The sequence below is a fragment of the Roseomonas sp. BN140053 genome, from assembly GCF_047690175.1.
Classification (GTDB): Bacteria; Pseudomonadota; Alphaproteobacteria; order Acetobacterales; family Acetobacteraceae; genus Roseomonas.
In genome coordinates this window covers 189,720-204,961 of the sequence record NZ_JBLLEB010000004.1, presented here as the reverse complement: position 1 = coordinate 204,961, position 15,242 = coordinate 189,720, and the positions used below count along the sequence as shown (strand labels likewise).

The 15,242-nt window shown below is 74.3% G+C and carries 14 protein-coding genes; 5 read left to right on the top strand and 9 right to left on the bottom strand.

The features are described 5' to 3' along the window. Window positions 1–41 precede the first annotated feature (41 nt). Window positions 42–1,313: a phosphoribosylamine--glycine ligase gene (gene purD / locus ACLIBK_RS06475; protein WP_415386471.1), complete on the top strand. Its 1,272-nt coding sequence runs from the start codon at window positions 42–44 to the stop codon at window positions 1,311–1,313. Window positions 1,314–1,347: 34 nt separating this feature from the next. On the opposite strand, the gene ACLIBK_RS06470 is transcribed toward purD, so the two are convergent. Beyond that, window positions 1,348–2,004 (bottom strand): hypothetical protein, encoded by a 657-nt coding sequence (locus ACLIBK_RS06470; protein ID WP_415386417.1) that lies wholly within the window; start codon window positions 2,002–2,004, stop codon window positions 1,348–1,350. 91 nt (window positions 2,005–2,095) lie between these two features. Between ACLIBK_RS06470 and ACLIBK_RS06465 the strand changes: the two genes are divergently transcribed. The 4 genes from ACLIBK_RS06465 to ACLIBK_RS06450 all read left to right on the top strand — a co-directional run bounded on the left by ACLIBK_RS06465 (window position 2,096) and on the right by ACLIBK_RS06450 (window position 5,522). After that, complete coding sequence (locus ACLIBK_RS06465) at window positions 2,096–2,734, top strand: LolA family protein (protein ID WP_415386416.1); 639 nt, start codon at window positions 2,096–2,098, stop codon at window positions 2,732–2,734. 115 nt (window positions 2,735–2,849) lie between these two features. Further along, complete coding sequence (locus ACLIBK_RS06460; protein WP_415386415.1) at window positions 2,850–3,647, top strand: gamma-glutamyl-gamma-aminobutyrate hydrolase family protein; 798 nt, start codon at window positions 2,850–2,852, stop codon at window positions 3,645–3,647. A gap of 380 nt (window positions 3,648–4,027) precedes the next feature. Beyond that, a complete protein-coding gene (locus ACLIBK_RS06455; RefSeq protein ID WP_415386414.1) occupies window positions 4,028–4,711 on the top strand; it encodes a fumarylacetoacetate hydrolase family protein in 684 nt (227 codons plus the stop codon). A 10-nt stretch (window positions 4,712–4,721) separates the two neighbouring features. Beyond that, window positions 4,722–5,522, top strand: coding sequence for an exodeoxyribonuclease III (locus tag ACLIBK_RS06450; RefSeq protein ID WP_415386413.1), 801 nt, complete (start codon window positions 4,722–4,724; stop codon window positions 5,520–5,522). A 240-nt stretch (window positions 5,523–5,762) separates the two neighbouring features. Here ACLIBK_RS06450 and ACLIBK_RS06445 read toward each other — a convergent pair whose 3' ends face one another. The 8 genes from ACLIBK_RS06445 to ACLIBK_RS06410 all read right to left on the bottom strand — a co-directional run bounded on the left by ACLIBK_RS06445 (window position 5,763) and on the right by ACLIBK_RS06410 (window position 14,962). Further along, a complete protein-coding gene (locus tag ACLIBK_RS06445) occupies window positions 5,763–6,383 on the bottom strand; it encodes a hypothetical protein (RefSeq protein ID WP_415386412.1) in 621 nt (206 codons plus the stop codon). A 115-nt stretch (window positions 6,384–6,498) separates the two neighbouring features. Beyond that, window positions 6,499–7,143 carry a hypothetical protein gene (locus tag ACLIBK_RS06440; RefSeq protein WP_415386411.1) on the bottom strand — a complete coding sequence of 215 codons (645 nt, stop codon included), beginning with the start codon at window positions 7,141–7,143 and terminating at the stop codon, window positions 6,499–6,501. A gap of 198 nt (window positions 7,144–7,341) precedes the next feature. After that, window positions 7,342–9,945, bottom strand: a complete 2,604-nt coding sequence (locus ACLIBK_RS06435) for a DNA translocase FtsK 4TM domain-containing protein (protein ID WP_415386410.1) — start codon at window positions 9,943–9,945, stop codon at window positions 7,342–7,344. 182 nt (window positions 9,946–10,127) lie between these two features. Next, a complete protein-coding gene (locus ACLIBK_RS06430) occupies window positions 10,128–10,979 on the bottom strand; it encodes an SMP-30/gluconolactonase/LRE family protein (RefSeq protein ID WP_415386409.1) in 852 nt (283 codons plus the stop codon). Window positions 10,980–11,117: 138 nt separating this feature from the next. Next, on the bottom strand, window positions 11,118–12,302 hold the full coding sequence (locus ACLIBK_RS06425) for a glycosyltransferase (protein ID WP_415386408.1): 1,185 nt from the start codon (window positions 12,300–12,302) through the stop codon (window positions 11,118–11,120). A gap of 134 nt (window positions 12,303–12,436) precedes the next feature. Then, the gene (locus ACLIBK_RS06420) at window positions 12,437–12,724 is read right to left on the bottom strand and encodes a hypothetical protein (RefSeq protein ID WP_415386407.1); all 288 of its coding nucleotides are present in this window, start codon (window positions 12,722–12,724) and stop codon (window positions 12,437–12,439) included. 58 nt (window positions 12,725–12,782) lie between these two features. Next, window positions 12,783–14,276 carry an ATP-binding protein gene (locus ACLIBK_RS06415; protein WP_415386406.1) on the bottom strand — a complete coding sequence of 498 codons (1,494 nt, stop codon included), beginning with the start codon at window positions 14,274–14,276 and terminating at the stop codon, window positions 12,783–12,785. 5 nt (window positions 14,277–14,281) lie between these two features. Continuing rightward, window positions 14,282–14,962, bottom strand: coding sequence for a winged helix-turn-helix domain-containing protein (locus tag ACLIBK_RS06410; RefSeq protein ID WP_415386405.1), 681 nt, complete (start codon window positions 14,960–14,962; stop codon window positions 14,282–14,284). Between the last annotated feature and the right edge of the window lie 280 nt (window positions 14,963–15,242).

The window sequence follows — 15,242 nt, the reverse complement described above, 5'->3', positions numbered from 1 at the left end:
TACGCGCCGGCGCCTCGGACCAAACCGCGGGGTTGCCTGACATGAAGGTGCTGCTGGTGGGCGGCGGCGGGCGGGAGCACGCGCTGGCCCGGACGTTGTCGCGCTCGCCCCTGCTGACGCGGCTGTGGTGCGCGCCGGGCAATCCCGGCATTGCCGAGGTCGCGACCTGTGTGCCCATCCGCGCGGAGGATATAGGGGCGCTGGTCGCCTTCGCGCGGGACCAGGCGGTGGACCTCGTGGTGTGCGGCCCCGAGGCGCCGCTGACCCTGGGCCTGGCCGACCGTTGCGCCGAGGCCGGGCTGCGCTGCTTCGGGCCCTCGGCGGCTGCGGCGCGGCTGGAAGGCTCCAAGAGCTTCACCAAGGAGATCTGCGACGCCGCCGGCGTGCCCACGGCGCGCTGGGCCCGCTTCACCGACAGTGCCGCGGCGCGCGACCACCTGCGGGTCCAGGGTGCCCCGATCGTGGTCAAGGCGGACGGGCTGGCCGCCGGCAAGGGCGTGGTGGTGGCACAGAGCGTGGCCGAGGCGGAGGCCGCCGTGGCCGCCATGATGGACGACCGCGCGCATGGCGAGGCCGGCGCGGCGGTGGTGATCGAGGAATGCCTCCTCGGCGAGGAGATTTCCTTCTTCGCGCTCTGCGACGGCACCCAGGCCCTGCCCCTGGCCGCGGCGCAGGACCACAAGCGCGTCGGCGAGGGCGACACCGGCCCCAACACCGGCGGCATGGGCGCCTATTCCCCCGCCCCCGCCTTCACGGAAGCGCTGCGCGACGAGGTCATGGCCCGCATGATCCGCCCCACCCTGGCGGAGATGGCGAAGCGCGGCACCCCGTTCCGCGGCGTGCTCTTCGCCGGGCTGATGCTGACGGCCGAAGGGCCGAAGCTGATCGAGTACAACGTCCGCTTCGGCGACCCGGAATGCCAGGTCCTGTGCCTGCGGCTGCGCGGCGACCTGCTCGCGGCACTGCTGGCCGCCTGCGAGGGCGGGCTGGACGCGGTGGCGCTGGACTGGTCGCCCGACCCGGCCGTTGTGGTGGTGATGGCCGCCCGCGGCTATCCCGGCACCCCGCTGCGCGGCACCGCGATCGGCGGGCTGGACGCGGCGGCCGCCGTGCCGGGCGCCACCGTGTTCCAGGCCAGCACGGTGGCGGGGCCGGACGGCACCGTGCTGGCCGATGGCGGCCGCGTGCTGGGCATCGCCGCCACGGCCGGGAGCCTGCGCGAGGCCCGCGACGCCGCCTATGCCGCGGTGGACGCCCTGCGCTGGCCGGAAGGCTTCTGCCGCCGCGACATCGGCTGGCGCGCCCTGGGTTGAGCTGGGCTGGGTTGAGCCGGGCTGGGCTGGGCGCTCAGCCGGCGGGGCGCGGGCCGCGGTCCACCGCGGCGTCCGCCACGGGCGTGGTGCGCAGGCGGCACAGTTCCGCCAGCCCGGCGTGGCGCAGGGCGCGCGCGGTGCGGGCCTGCAGCCCCAGGCTGGACGGGTCGGCGCGGCGGCGCCAGTTCGCGAAGAAGCCCGGTGGCGGGGTGGCGCCGTGCACCGGGCCCTGCGCGGCCTCCGCACCGTCGCGCAGCGCTTCCGCCAGGGTATAGGCCCAGTCCGGGGCGACGCGGCTGCCGGCGGTGGTCAGCAGCACCGGGGCATCCGGTGCGCCCAGGGACTCCGCCCAGGCGGTGGCCGTGTCCAGCGGCCGGTCCGTGGCCGGCAGCACCGCCAGGGGAAAGCGCAGCTGCGGCGCCCAGGCCGCGGCCACCCGCGACGCCGCCGGCGAGTCCGCCAGCACCAGCACCGCCAGCCCGTGCGGCGCCAGGGGCAGCCCGGCCGGCCCCTGGGAGCGCGACAGGGCCAGCAGGCAGTTGGCCAGGCCGCGCGGCTGTTCCGGGTCGGGCAGCACGGCCACCACGGCGGCGGGCGGCGGGCTGGCCGCCCCATCCGCGGCGGCGCGCAGGGGCGTCGCGGCCCGCGCGGCGCGGGCGGGCGCGGCCGGGTCGCGGGTGGCGGTCTGCATCAGGTCCATGCCGTGCAGGAAGTGCGTGTCAGGGTTGCCGAAGCCTTAACGCGCCCTTTTCCCGGCCCCTGCGCCCCATCACATGGGCGGCATGATCCGACGCGCCCTGTTATCCGCCCTGCCGGCCCTGCTGGCCGCCCCCGCGCTGCACGCCCAGACCAGCCGCGGTCCCGGCCCGGCGCAGGCCGCCGACCTGCGGCGGATCGAGAACTACTTCAACACGCTGACCACGCTGAAGGCGCGCTTCCTGCAGCTGGCGCAGAACGGCGCCTCGGCCCAGGGCACCGCCTGGATCTGGCGGCCGGGGCGGATGCGCTTCGACTACGACCCGCCGGAGCCGCTGCTGCTGGTGGCCAGCAACGGCCAGTTCCTGCACTACGACCGGGAGCTCGGGCAGCCCTCCGTGGTGCCGGTGGGCTCCACCCCGCTGGGCTTCCTGCTGCGGCCCAACCTTCAGCTGTCGGGCGACGTGACCGTGACGGGGCAGGAACGCTCCGGCGGCTTCCTGCGCGTCACCCTGTTCCGCACGGACAACGCCGCCGAGGGCCGCCTGACCCTGGTGCTGGCGGAGGAGCCGACCGAGCTGCGGCAATGGGTGGTGACCGACGCCCAGGGCCGCAACACCCGCGTCACCCTGTCGCAGATCGAGACCGGCGGGCAGTTCGATCGCTCCCTGTTCGAGTTCAACGATCCCCGCTTCCAGGAGCTGGAGATGCAGCGGCGGCGCTGAGCCGCAGGCATCCTCCGTACGGCCGGCGACTAGCGGCCGGCACGGGAATTGCGTTGAATTGCCTCCGTCCCGCCACATCCGGCCCTCACATTCCACCCCGAGGCTGAGAAGAACCATGCGACCGCTGATCGGCATCTCCTGCTGCGTGAAGCCGTTCGGGACCTTCGGGATCCCCAACCACGCCGCGTCGGGACACTACGCCGAGGTGGTGCTGGGCCCGGTGGGCGGCGTACCGGTGCTGATCCCCGCCACCGGCGGGGACATCGTGGCGGAGCTGCTGCCGCACCTGGACGGCGTGCTGCTGACCGGCTCGCGCTCCAACGTGTGCCCGGACCTGTATGGCGGCCCCGCCCATTGCGCCGGCACGCCCGAGGATGCCGCGCGTGACGCCACCACCCTGCCGCTGATCCGCGCCGCGATCGCCGCCGGCGTGCCGATACTGGCGATATGCCGTGGCTTCCAGGAACTGAACGTGGCGCTGGGCGGCACGCTGGACCAGCGCATCCAGGACCTGCCGGGCCGGATGGACCATTCCACCCCCTCCGACCAGGCGATGCCGGGCGTGCGCACCGGCAAGGCGCATGCGGTGCGGGTGGACCCGGACTCCGCGCTGGCCCGGCTGTGGCAGGGGCTGGACGCGCGGCTGGACGCCGTGCCGGTGAACTCGCTGCACAACCAGGGCATCGCCCAGACCGCGGCGCGGCTGGTGCCCGAGGCCTGGGCGCCGGACGGCACGGTGGAGGCAGTGCGAGTCGGGGGTGCCTGCGGATTCGCGATGGGGGTGCAGTGGCATCCCGAGTTCGACTGGCAACAGGATGCGCTGTCGCGACGTTTATTCGATGTTTTCGGGCAGGAAGCCGCCGCGTACCGGCGAAAGCGAGAGGAGCAGGTGCCGCGGCTCGCGGCGGAGTAGAAGTTCACCAATCTCTACACTGTTCACGTGCCCGTGATGTATGCGGCCTGCCGAGTCCCTGGGCAGGTCCATAACTTCCTTTTGCGTTGTTCGTAAAAAGGGTTAGAGTTGCTTTGCCGGCACTGACTCATGCCGGCGGCAGCTGGTTACCCTGCCGGCTCGCCCGACACACGACTCCGATCGGAAGTAGTGCTTCTAGCAGTACCGGCGCCCGGTCACCCCCCGGCCGGGCGCCACCCTGCCTTTCCCCTGCGGGACGGCCAGCCTTGGCCGTCGCCCGTTCTTCCCATTTCCAGCTCCGGACCCCGGCCGCTCGCCTTTCGGGCCCGTGGCCGCACGGTGTATGATCGGGCCTTCCCGAACGCCGTTGAGGAGCATCCATGGCCGAGCTCGTGATCCCCGCGCCCGAACAGGTCACCATCCCCACCCGGGACGGCGGCGCCTTTCCGGTCCGGCGCATCTTCTGCGTCGGCCGCAACTACGCCGAGCATGCGCGCGAGATGGGCCACGACCCCGACCGCGAGCTGCCCTTCTACTTCACCAAGCCGGCCGACACGGTGGTGCTGAACGGCGCCGACATGCCCTATCCCACCGCCACCAAGGACCTGCACCACGAGATGGAGCTGGTGGTGGCGATCGGCACGGGTGGGTCCGACATCGCCGAGGCCGACGCGCTGACTCACGTCTGGGGCTATTGCGCCGGCCTGGATATGACGCGCCGCGACCTGCAGAACGAGGCCAAGAAGGCCGGCCGTCCCTGGGACATGGGCAAGGGCTTCGACCATTCCGCGCCGCTGGGCGTGCTGGTGCCGGCGCAGGGCGTGGACCCCTCGCGCGGGCGGATCGAGCTGAAGGTCAACGGCCAGGTGCGCCAAACCTCCGACCTCGGCAAGCTGATCTGGTCGGTGCCGGAGATCATCGCCAACCTGTCGCGGCTGGTGGCCCTGGCCCCCGGCGACCTGATCATGACCGGCACGCCCGAGGGCGTGGCCGCGGTGCAGCGCGGCGACGTGCTGGAAGGCATGATCGAGGGCGTGGGCGAGGTTCGCACGCGCATCGTTTGAGCGCTTGGCCGTGCGGATCGTCACCTGGAACATCAACAGCGTGCGCCTGCGGGCGCCGCTGCTGACGCAGCTCGTCGGGGATCTCGACCCCGACGTGCTGTGCCTGCAGGAAACCAAGACTCCCGACGAGCACTTCCCGCACGAAGCCGCCGACGCGCTGGGTTTCCGGCACCGGATCATCCGCGGCATGAAGGGCTACAACGGCGTCGCGGTGCTGAGCCGCCACGCCCTGTCGCTGCGCCCCGGTGAGCCGGACTGGTGCGGCAAGGGCGATTGCCGTCACCTCGGCGTGGACGTGGATGCGCCGGGCGGGCCGATCGAGCTGCACGACTTCTACGTCCCCGCTGGCGGCGACGTGCCGGACCGCGCGGTCAACGCGAAATTCGCCCACAAGCTGGACTTCCTGGCCGAGGTCACGGCCTGGCAGGCGGCGCGCGGCCCGGCGACGCGCGCCGTGCTGGTGGGCGACCTGAACATCGCGCCGCTGGAACACGATGTCTGGTCGCACCGGCAGATGCGCGACGTGGTGTCGCACACCCCCGTGGAGATCGAGGCGCTGGAAGCCTGGCAGCGCTCGGGCGGCTGGTACGACGCGCTGCGCCACTTCGTGCCGGCGGAGGAGAAGCTCTACACTTGGTGGAGCTACCGGGCGCGGGACTGGGAAGCGGCCGATCGCGGCCGTCGCCTGGACCATGTCTGGGTGTCGCAGGACCTCGCCGGCGCGCTGCGGCGGCACGTGGTGCTGAAGCCCGCGCGCAACTGGACCCAGTGTTCCGACCACGTGCCGGTGCTGGTGGAATTGCAGCCCTAGGCCGATCCGCACGCCGTCCGGCAAGGCCTGGTCCGGCCCCCCCCGGCCGGGGCGAGGTGCTGGACCGCGCCACCCAGCTGCTGGGTGTGTAGGAACAGCAAGCCGGGGGGAAGTATCCCCCCGGACCCCCTTCTATTTTCGGGAGTTTGGGGGTGCCTTCAGGGCACCCCCAAACTCCCGAAAGAAGGAGGGGGACTGGGGGAGTTCACTCCCCCAGCCTTCCTTGCCTCCCCGGCAACCTCAACCACCCCGCCCGCCGCCGAGCAGCCCGTTCATCAGCCCCGGCGGCAGGCCACGCGGCAGCTGCAACCCCTGCGAGCCGCTCGGCACCCGGAAGCGGGCCGGGTCCTGCGGGGCATAGGTCACCTGCACCGCCTCCACCCCGCCCCGGCCTTCGGGCGAGCGGCCCTCGCCGCGCAGCAGCACGCCGTCCGCGGTCAGGCAGGCTCGGCCGGAGCGGTTGCCGTCCTCGAAACGCCAGTTGGTGCAGGACAGGCCGGCGACGCGGTCCGTGCCCTCGCGGGTGAAGCGGGCATTGGGGCCGGGCTCGGCGGGGATGCCCATCTCGGCCAGCTCGCTGGCGGGCATCTCCACCACGGCGTTCATGCCCTCCACCACCACTTTCACCTTGCCGGTGCGGCGGTCCAGGATGCCCCAGCCGCGCTGCCGCGGCAGGTCCATGCGCAACAGCCGCTGCGAGGCGAGATAGGCCGCCTCGATCCGGCTTTCGCGCTGGCCGCCCGTGGTGCGGTAGGTCACGGCGACGTCGCGCGTGGGTTCCAGGACCGGCCGGTTCTGCGCCGCGGCCAGGGTGGGCAGGACGGCGCAGGCGGCCGCAAGGGCGAAGCTCGGCAGGCGCATGGTGTTCGGGTCCTCCGTCGGATGCGGCACGCTGGCCCGAGGGAAACGCCCGGGGGCGGCGGAAGGATGGCGTCGCCGGGGCATAGGCGGAACGGGGCGATCCCCCCCGCCCTCTTCAGCGGCGCGGGGCAGTGCCCGCCGTGCCGCCCGGCGCCGCGCTGTCCGGGGCCGTGCCACCCGGGCCCGGGCCGCCGGGGCGTGCGCCTTCGGGCAGCGACACGGCGCGATAGCCCGCGGGAGCGTGGAAGCGGGCGGCATCCTGCGCGGCATAGCTGACCGAGACGGCTTCCAGCCCGGCGGTGCGGCCGTTGTTGGCGCCTTCCGTGCGCAGCAGCACGCCGTCCGCGGTGAAGCAGCTCACCACCGCCGTGCCCTGGTCCTGGATGCGCCAGTTGGTGCAGGGCTGGCCGGCCACGGTGGCGGTGCCGGCCTGGGTGAAGCGGGCCGTGGGGCTGGCCTGCATGCCGGGGGTGGGCAGGGCGTTGCGGGGCATGGTCACCACGGTGCGGCGCGCCTCCATCACCACCCGCAAGGAACCGGTGTTGCGGTCGTTCAGCGCGTAGCCGGACCCGTCGGGCATGTCGGAGCGCAGGATCCGCTCGGCCGCCAGCCAGGACCAGCCGATCTGCTGCGACGGCGCGCCCTCCCCGAGCAGCCGATAGGTCACGGCGACATCCCGCTGCGGTTCCAGCAGCGGCCGGTCCTGGGCGAGGGCGGCCAGCGGGGAGGCGAGCAGGGCCGGGATCAGCAGGCGGCGCATGGGAAGGGGTTCTCGGCTCCGGTGAAGGGGACGCCCCGGAGGGTGGCTGGCCGGGCGCCACGGCCCCCGCGGGAGCGGGGCGTGCCTGCTGGGAAAACTCCCGGGCCGGCCATTGGTTCGGCCGCCCCGGGACCCGTCCCGCCACCGGCCGGTGCACCCGCCCGGCCGCGCCTGCCCGGGGCGGGTCGGGTGACGCGCTCAGTCCTCCGAGCGGCCGCCCAGCACCTCGCGCTTGCCGACATGGTTGGCCGGGCCGACCACGCCGTCCTTCTCCATCTGCTCGATCAGCTTGGCGGCGCGGTTGTAGCCGATGTTGAGGTGGCGCTGCACGAAGGAGGTCGACGCCTTGCCCTCGCGGGTGACCAGGGACACCGCCTGCTCGTAGAGGCCCTTCTCGGAATCCGAGCCGCCGCCGGGGGCGCCGGTCGGCCCTTCGGCGTCCTCGTCCACCTCGGTGACCTCCTCGATGTAGGCGGGCTCGCCCTGCTCGCGCAGGTATTCCACCACCGCCTCAACCTCGCCGTCCGAAACGAAGGGACCGTGCACGCGGTTCATGCGGCCGACGCCGGCCATGAACAGCATGTCGCCCTGGCCCAGCAGCTGCTCGGCGCCCTGCTCGCCCAGGATGGTGCGGCTGTCGATCTTGGAACTCACCTGGAAGGAGATGCGGGCGGGGAAGTTCGCCTTGATGACGCCGGTGATCACGTCCACCGAGGGACGCTGGGTGGCCATGATCACGTGGATGCCGGCGGCGCGCGCCATCTGCGCCAGCCGCTGCACCGAGGCCTCGATCTCCTTGCCGGCCACCACCATCAGGTCGGCCATCTCGTCAATCACCACCACGATCATCGGCAGGGGTTCCAGCGCCAGCGGCTGGTCCTCGAACACCGGCTTGCCGGTGTCGGGGTCGTAGCCGGTCTGCACGCGGCGGGTCAGCTGCTCGCCCCGCTCGCGCGCCGCCAGCACCTTCTTGTTGTAGCCGGCGATGTTGCGGACGCCGAGCTGGGACAGGGCGCGGTAGCGGCGCTCCATCTCGCGCACCGTCCACTTCAGCGCGCCGATCGCCTTGGGGCTTTCCGTCACCACCGGCGCCAGCAGGTGCGGGATGCGGTCGTAGGCCGACAGTTCCAGCATCTTGGGGTCGATCATGATGAAGCGGCACTCGTCCGGCCCGTAGCGGTACAGCAGGCTCAGGATCATGGTGTTGATCGCCACCGACTTGCCTGAGCCGGTGGTGCCGGCCACCAGCAGGTGCGGCATGCTGGCGAGGTCGGCGATCACGGGGGTGCCGCCGATATCCTTGCCCAGTGCCAGGCTCAGCCGCCCCTGGGCACGGTGCCAGTCCTCGTCGTCCAGCAGCTCGCGCAGGTAGACGGTTTCCCGCTTGGCGTTGGGCATCTCGATACCGATGACGTTGCGGCCCGGCACGGTGGCGATGCGCACGGCGGTGACGCACATGGAGCGCGCCACGTCGTCGGCCAGCCCGATCACCCGGGCCGACTTGGTGCCCGGCGCCGGTTCCAGCTCGTAGAGCGTGACCACCGGGCCGGGGCGCACCTCCACGATGCGGCCGCGCACGCCGTAGTCTTCCAGCACGCTTTCCAGCAGCTGGGCGGTGCTGCGCAGCGCGTCCTCCGACGGGCCGCTTTCCCGGCGGGGCGGTGCTTCCGTCAGCAGCGACAGCGAGGGCAGGCGGAAGCCCGCCGCCACCGGCGCGGGTTCGGGCGCCGGGCGGGTGGGGCGCGGCGGCGGCGGGGCGCTGGTTTTCGGGTTCAGGCGCGGTGGCGGCGGCGGGGAGAGCGGCCGTTCGCGGGCCTCCGGCGCGTCCTCCTCCTCCGGCTGCGGGCGCGGCTCGGGGCGGCGGTCGCGCTCGCCGGCGGGGGGGACATGCAGCTTGGGGGCGGTGCGCCCGGCGCGCGGGGGGCGGGGCGGGGCGGCGGCGGCGGCCTCGGCGCTGTCCAGCAGCTCGCGGATGCCGGGCGAGGGTTCCCGCCGCCGGCCGAGCAGCCCGCCCAACGAGCGGGTGAAGGCCACCATCCGCGATGGGCGCTCCGGCGCGGCCGGTGCCCGGGACGGCCGCTGCAGCGTCGGTGCCACGCGCTCCCGTCGCCGCGTCGCCTGGGCGGAAAGCTCCGCCCCCAGCGAGGCGCCCAGCAGCGCGCCGCGCTTGGCCGCGAGGCCGGCGCCCCGGCGCCAGGCGATCAGCGGGATGCCCAGGGCCAGCAGCCCCAGCAGCCAGCCCAGGCCCAGGGTGAAGGCATCGCCCGCCATGCCGCCGAAGGGGCCGAACCAGCCGCGCGCCACGCTGTCCACCGCGCCGCGCACCAGCGGCCCGGCGGCGCCGCCCGCCGGCACGGACGCCGCGGGAACAGGCAGGTTGCCGAAGGTGGCAGCGGCGGCCAGCAGCGGCAGCGCCGCCAGCAGCGCCGCGACTCGGCCGGCAAAGGGCTTCAGGCCGCGATGCATCCCCAGCCGCAGCGCCCAGCACAGCAGGCAGGCCGCCGGCAGCCAGCCGGCCCAGCCGAAGCCCTGCAGCAGCACGTCCGAGGCGATGGCGCCCGCCGGCCCCGCGAGGTTCTGCGGCAGCCGCGCCGTGGCAGTGGACAACGAGGGGTCGGCGGGGTCGTAGCTGGCCAGGGCCACGGCCAGGGCCAGCCCGGCCAGCCCCAGTACCACGCCCAGGAACTCCCCGCCGCGGCGGCGCATGGAGGTGCGCACGGCCGGCGAGGCGAAGCGCGCCATCGCCGCGGCCCAGCGGCCGGTGGAGGGAGGAGGCGAGCGGTCGGCGATGGCGCGCGGCATAACAACAACCCAGGCTTGAGACGACGCCTCAGCCTAGCACGGCAAGCGCTTGCCATGCATGCGTTCGTGCCGCCGCAACCGCGTCGGGCCCCGGCCGTGGCCCGCGGGTGACTCCCCGGCCGGGCCGCCCCCTGGCCGGACGCCCGGCCGCCGCCGCACCAGGGGACGCGTACCGTGCCGCTTCAGTCCGCGAAGCGGCCCACGGGCGTGCCGGCGATGCCGACATCCAGCTCCACCAGGCTGCCCTCGGCCGGGCCGTCGCCCTCCTTGCGCAGGCTGGTGAGGAAGAGCGTGCGCAGCCCCGGCCCGCCGAAGCAGGGCATGGTCGGCCATTTCACCGGCAGCTCGATCACCCGGTCGCGCGTGCCGTCGGGCAGCCAGCGGTTCAGCACCCCGGCGCCGACGCCGGCGGACCAGTAGCCGCCCTCCACGTCCACCGCGCCGCCGTCGCAGCGGCCCACCGCGCTGTCGGCCACGACCACCTCGTGCCGCTCGCCGATGCGGCCGGTCTCGGGGTCGTAGCTCGAAGTCCAGATGCGCTGCATTCGGCTGTCGGAATGCCACAGCGTCCGCCCGTCCGGGCTCCAGGCGAGGCCGTTGGAGATGATCAGCCCGTCCACCAGCCGCTCGCAGCCGCCGCCGGGGGAGATGGCGTAAAGGCCGGCCACCGCTTCCTTGTCCGCGCGGTCGTCCATGGAGCCGACCAGGAAGCGCCCTTCGGGGCTGGCCTTGCCGTCGTTGAGGCGGTTGGTCGGACGGTCGGGCTCGGGGGCGGCGATGCGGTCCAGGGCGCCGCTGCCGGGCTCGAAGCGGTACACGCCCGAGCGCAGCGCCACCAGCACCGCGCCGGAGCGGCACAGCGCCAGGCTGCCCACATCCTCCGGCAGGGTCCAGCTTTCCGTCTCGCCCGTGGCGGGCACCGATCGGTGCAGGGCGGGACGCTGGATATCCACCCACCACAGGCGGCCGGAGGCTTCGTCCCAGACGGGGCTCTCCCCCGTGGTGGTGGCGGCCGGGATGTCGAGCAGGCGCATGGGCGGGAGTATCCGCAACATTCCCCGGCCGCGCCAGGGCCGCGGCGCCCCCGGCCGGCACACGAGCCCGCGCCGGCCACCCGGCGCGGGCGGCCCCGTCGCTTCAGTCCGCCACCCGGCGCGGGCGGTCCCTGCGCTTCAGTCGGCCGCGAGGAGGTTGCCGGCCGGGATGCGCCGCGGCGCCGACCGCGCCCGCTGCAGTTCCCGCGCCAGGCGCCGTTCCGCGGCCCGGATCTCGGCGGCCAAGCGGTCGGGCGGGAAGCGGCGGTGCACCAGGCCGGGGCTCATCACCTCCAGCGCCGCCCAGCAGGCGCCGAAGACGCGCTGGAAGAGTTGGCCGATCAGGGCTTCCCGCCGCAGGCCGAGCTGGCGCGCCACGCGGTCGGCCAGCACCATCGGCACCGGCTCCGCATCGCGCACGGCCTGCCACAGCACCCGCGTCCGGGCGCGGGCGGTGATGCGGTGCAGGGCGTCGGGCAGCCGTTCCAGCCGCACGTCCACGAAGGCTTCCGGCCGCTCGATCCGGGCGCGGGTGGTTTCGCCCCAGCCGCCGGTGGCACGGCCTTCCAGCCGGCAGGACACCTGCACGGCCGCGTCCAGCACGTGCCGGATGCGGGCATCCTGCGCGCGCAGGTCGGTGAAGAGCTGCCGGTCCTCGCAAACATTGACCGGCCGCATGCCGTTGAGCCGGCGGTAGGCGGCCACCGTCAGGCCGAAGCTGGCGCCGGAATGGGTATCGTGCCGCGGCCAGGGGTCGTGCGGATCGGGGTCCAGCAGCGCCGCCAGCCGGTCCACCAGCCGCGCGTAGTGCTCCTCCTGCGCGTAGCGGGCCCGGGTCGCGGGGGGAAGGAAGCGCGCCTCTTCCTCGGGGTCGGCCACGAAGGTGCCGGCCACGGCATCCGCGCCGCCTTCCAGCGCCGCCAGCAGGGCGGACACCCAGCCCGGCTCGGCCCGGCCATCGGCATCGGTGCCCAGGATCGCCAGGGCGCCGGCGGCCTCGGCCCAGTCGGCGGCGGCGTCCAGCGCCAGGCGCCGGGCCCAGCCGACATGGGCGCGCGGGGGCGGGAGGTGCTCGTCCAGCACCCGCAGCGGAAAGGGCAGGCGCGGTTCCAGGGCCCGGGCCGCGGCGGCGGTGCCGTCGCTGGTGTTGTTCACCAGCAGCACCACGCCGAAGCTGCCGGAAGGCAGGGGTCGCTCGCCGGGGCCCCGCTGCTGCGCCAGGGCAAGCAGGCAGGGGATGATCCTGTCGGCTTCGTCGCGGGCGGGGATGGCCACCACGGCCCGCAGGGGTTGCGAGCCGGGGAAAGATGTCTTGAGCAACATACCTCGTCCCAGGTGGGGGCGGTCGCGATCCTTGCCAGATGCGTGATCGGAACGCGCCTCAGAATTTCGGCAAGATCTTCTTAGAGCGTCCCCCGCGCCGAAAATGTGGCACCGCCGCGGAGGGTTCCGGGCGCCTAGCTGCCCTGCGCTTCCCGGATGGCGCGGCGCAGCTTGGCCACGCCGGTGCGGACATGGCCCGCTTGGCACAGGCGCGCGCCTTCCGCCCCCAGGCTGCGGGCCGGCTCCTGCCCGCCGCCCGGCAGCACGGACAGCCGGTCGGCCAGTTCGCGGCAATACTCGATGCTGTCGGGGCGGACGCGCCAGCCGTTCTCGGCCGGGGCCGTGGCCACCGTCGCGGGGGACGAAGCCGCGGCCAGCCCCCCGGTCAGGAGCAGCAGAAACGGCAGCACGGGCGCTGGCATGGGGCACAGGCTGCGCTTTCCGCCGCTTCGGGAGGGTGAGCGTGGCATGAAAGCGCCGTCATGCCGTCGCGTCCCGCTCCGCCGGGGCGGCCAGGAGCGGGGTGGTGGCAGCGGCGGCCGGCGGGCCGGCCAGCGGCAGGGCCAGCACGGCGCGCAGCCCCGGCCGTTCCGTGCCCGGCCGGGCGTCGGACAGCAACAGGCGGCCGCCATGCAGGGTCGCCACCGCCCGCACCAGCGACAGGCCCAGGCCGGAACCGGGGGTGGCGCGCGCCCGGTCGGCCCGGAAGAAGCGCTCGCCGGCCCTTTCGCGCTCGGCCGGGGTCAGGCCCGGGCCGTCATCGGTCACCGCCACCTCGGCCAGGATCTCCCCGGCCGGGCCCGGCGCCGTGCGGGCTTCGAGCCGCACCGTGCCGCCGGGCGGGGTGAACTTCACCGCATTGTCCAGCAGGTTGGCCACCGCCTGCAGGATCAGGTCGCGGTCGCCCACCAGGACCAGCTCGCCGGCGATGTCGGTGCTCAGCACCTGCTCGCGCTCCTCGGCCGAGGCACCGTAGAGCTCGGCGGCGTCGGCCAGCACCGGGCCCAGCGCGAAGCGGGCAAAGGCGGCGCGGCGGGCGCCGGCCTCCACCTCGGCGATGCGCAGCACCGCCTGGAACACCCGGGCGATGCCGTCCAGGTCGGCGATGCCGCGCTCCACGGCCTGCCGCAGCACCGGTGCCTCGCAGCCCTCGGGGGTGTCGGGGGCGCTGGCCAGGGCTTCCTCCAGCTTGGCGCGGGCCCGGGCGATGGGGGTGCGCAGGTCGTGGGCGATGGCGTCCGACACGCCGCGCACCCCGGCCATCAGGGCGGCGATGCGGTCCAGCATGGCGTTCATGGTCAGGCCGAGCCGGTCGAACTCGTCGTCCCGGCCCGATAGCGGCACGCGGTGGTTCAGGTCGCCCTGGGCGATGGCCACGGCGGTCTCCGCGGCCGGGCGGAGGCGGTCTTCCAGCGCCCGGCGCAGCAGCCAGGCGCCGATCAGCGCCAGCAGCACGGCGGCGGTGGCGGACCAGGCGATGCCCTCGGTCAGCAGCTCGCGCAGCTGCAGCTTGTCCTCCACGTCGCGGCCCACCACCAGCAGGTCGCCGCCGGGCAGGTCGAGGCGGAACACCCGCGCCTCGGTGCGCACGCCCTCGCGCAGCAGGGACAGGGTCTGCCAGCGCTGCAGGGGGTCGAAGCCGCCGCGCGGCACTTCCAGGTTGCCGGCCAGCCGCTGCCCGGCGGCATCCGTCAGCAGGTAGAGCGCCTGGTCCTCCACATCCTCGGCCAGGTGCTCGGCGATCGTCTCCGTCACCGCGGCGCGGCCGTTCTCGCGCCAGCGCTCGAACAGGGTGCCGGCATCGGCGCGGATGGCGGCGTCGGTGCGGCGGTCCAGCGTGCCGGCGGTGCCCCACCACAGCACCGCGCCGAAGGCGAGGCCGGCCAGCAGGAACACGGCGGCGAAAAAGGCGGCGATGCGGAAGCCGGCACCGCCCAGCAGCCGCGCCAGGGCCCGGCGGCGCGGCGTCGGCACCGCGGTCAGGGTTCCGCGCGCAGCATGTAGCCGGCGTTGCGCACCGTGTGGATCAGCGGCTTCTCGAAGCCCTTGTCCAGCTTCTGCCGCAGCCGCGACACGTGCACGTCGATGACGTTGGTCTGCGGGTCGAAGTGGTAGTCCCAGACCTTCTCCAGCAGCATGGTGCGGGTCACCACCTGGCCGGCATGGCGCATCAGGTGTTCCAGCAGGCGGAACTCGCGCGGCTGCACGTCGATGCGCTGGCCCGCCCGCGTCACGGTGCGGCTGAGCAGGTCCAGCTCCAGGTCCGCGACCTTCAGCCGCGTGGCCGGCGCGTCCACCGCCGGGCGGCGGCCCAGCGCTTCCACCCGCGCCAGCAGCTCCGCGAAGGCGAAGGGCTTGGTCAGGTAGTCGTCGCCGCCGGCCTTGAGGCCCTTCACCTTCTCGTCCACCGCGCTCAGCGCCGACAGGAACAGCACCGGCGAGCGGTTGCCCTGGGCGCGCAGCGTTTCCACCAGCCGCACCCCGTCCACCCCGCCGGGCAGCATGCGGTCCAGCACCAGCATGTCGAAGGATTCCGACGCGGCGAGGAACAGCCCGTCCCGGCCGTTGGCGGAGTGTTCCACGGTGTGGCCGGCCTCGCGCAGGCCCTTGACGACGAAGCGGGCGACTTCCGCGTCGTCCTCCACCAGCAAAATGCGCATCCGTGATCCTCCGGGGCGGCGAGAGATTACAGCCGGGGGGCGGGATTGGGCCAGGGGGAGGGGCGGCGGCCACCCGGGCCCGGGTGGCAGCGCTGCGGACCACCGACGGCGCGGTTGCCGTGGCAGGCCGGTGCTCCCGGCGCCAGGGGAAGGTGCCGGCCAGCCTCCCGGGAGCTGGGGCCCGCGCCAGGCCGGTGCCGCCGCGCCGCGAAGCGCGCGGGGCCGCCGCCGGCATGGTAGGGATGCGGTCGCAACGAGTCGCGGAACGGGATGGGAATGG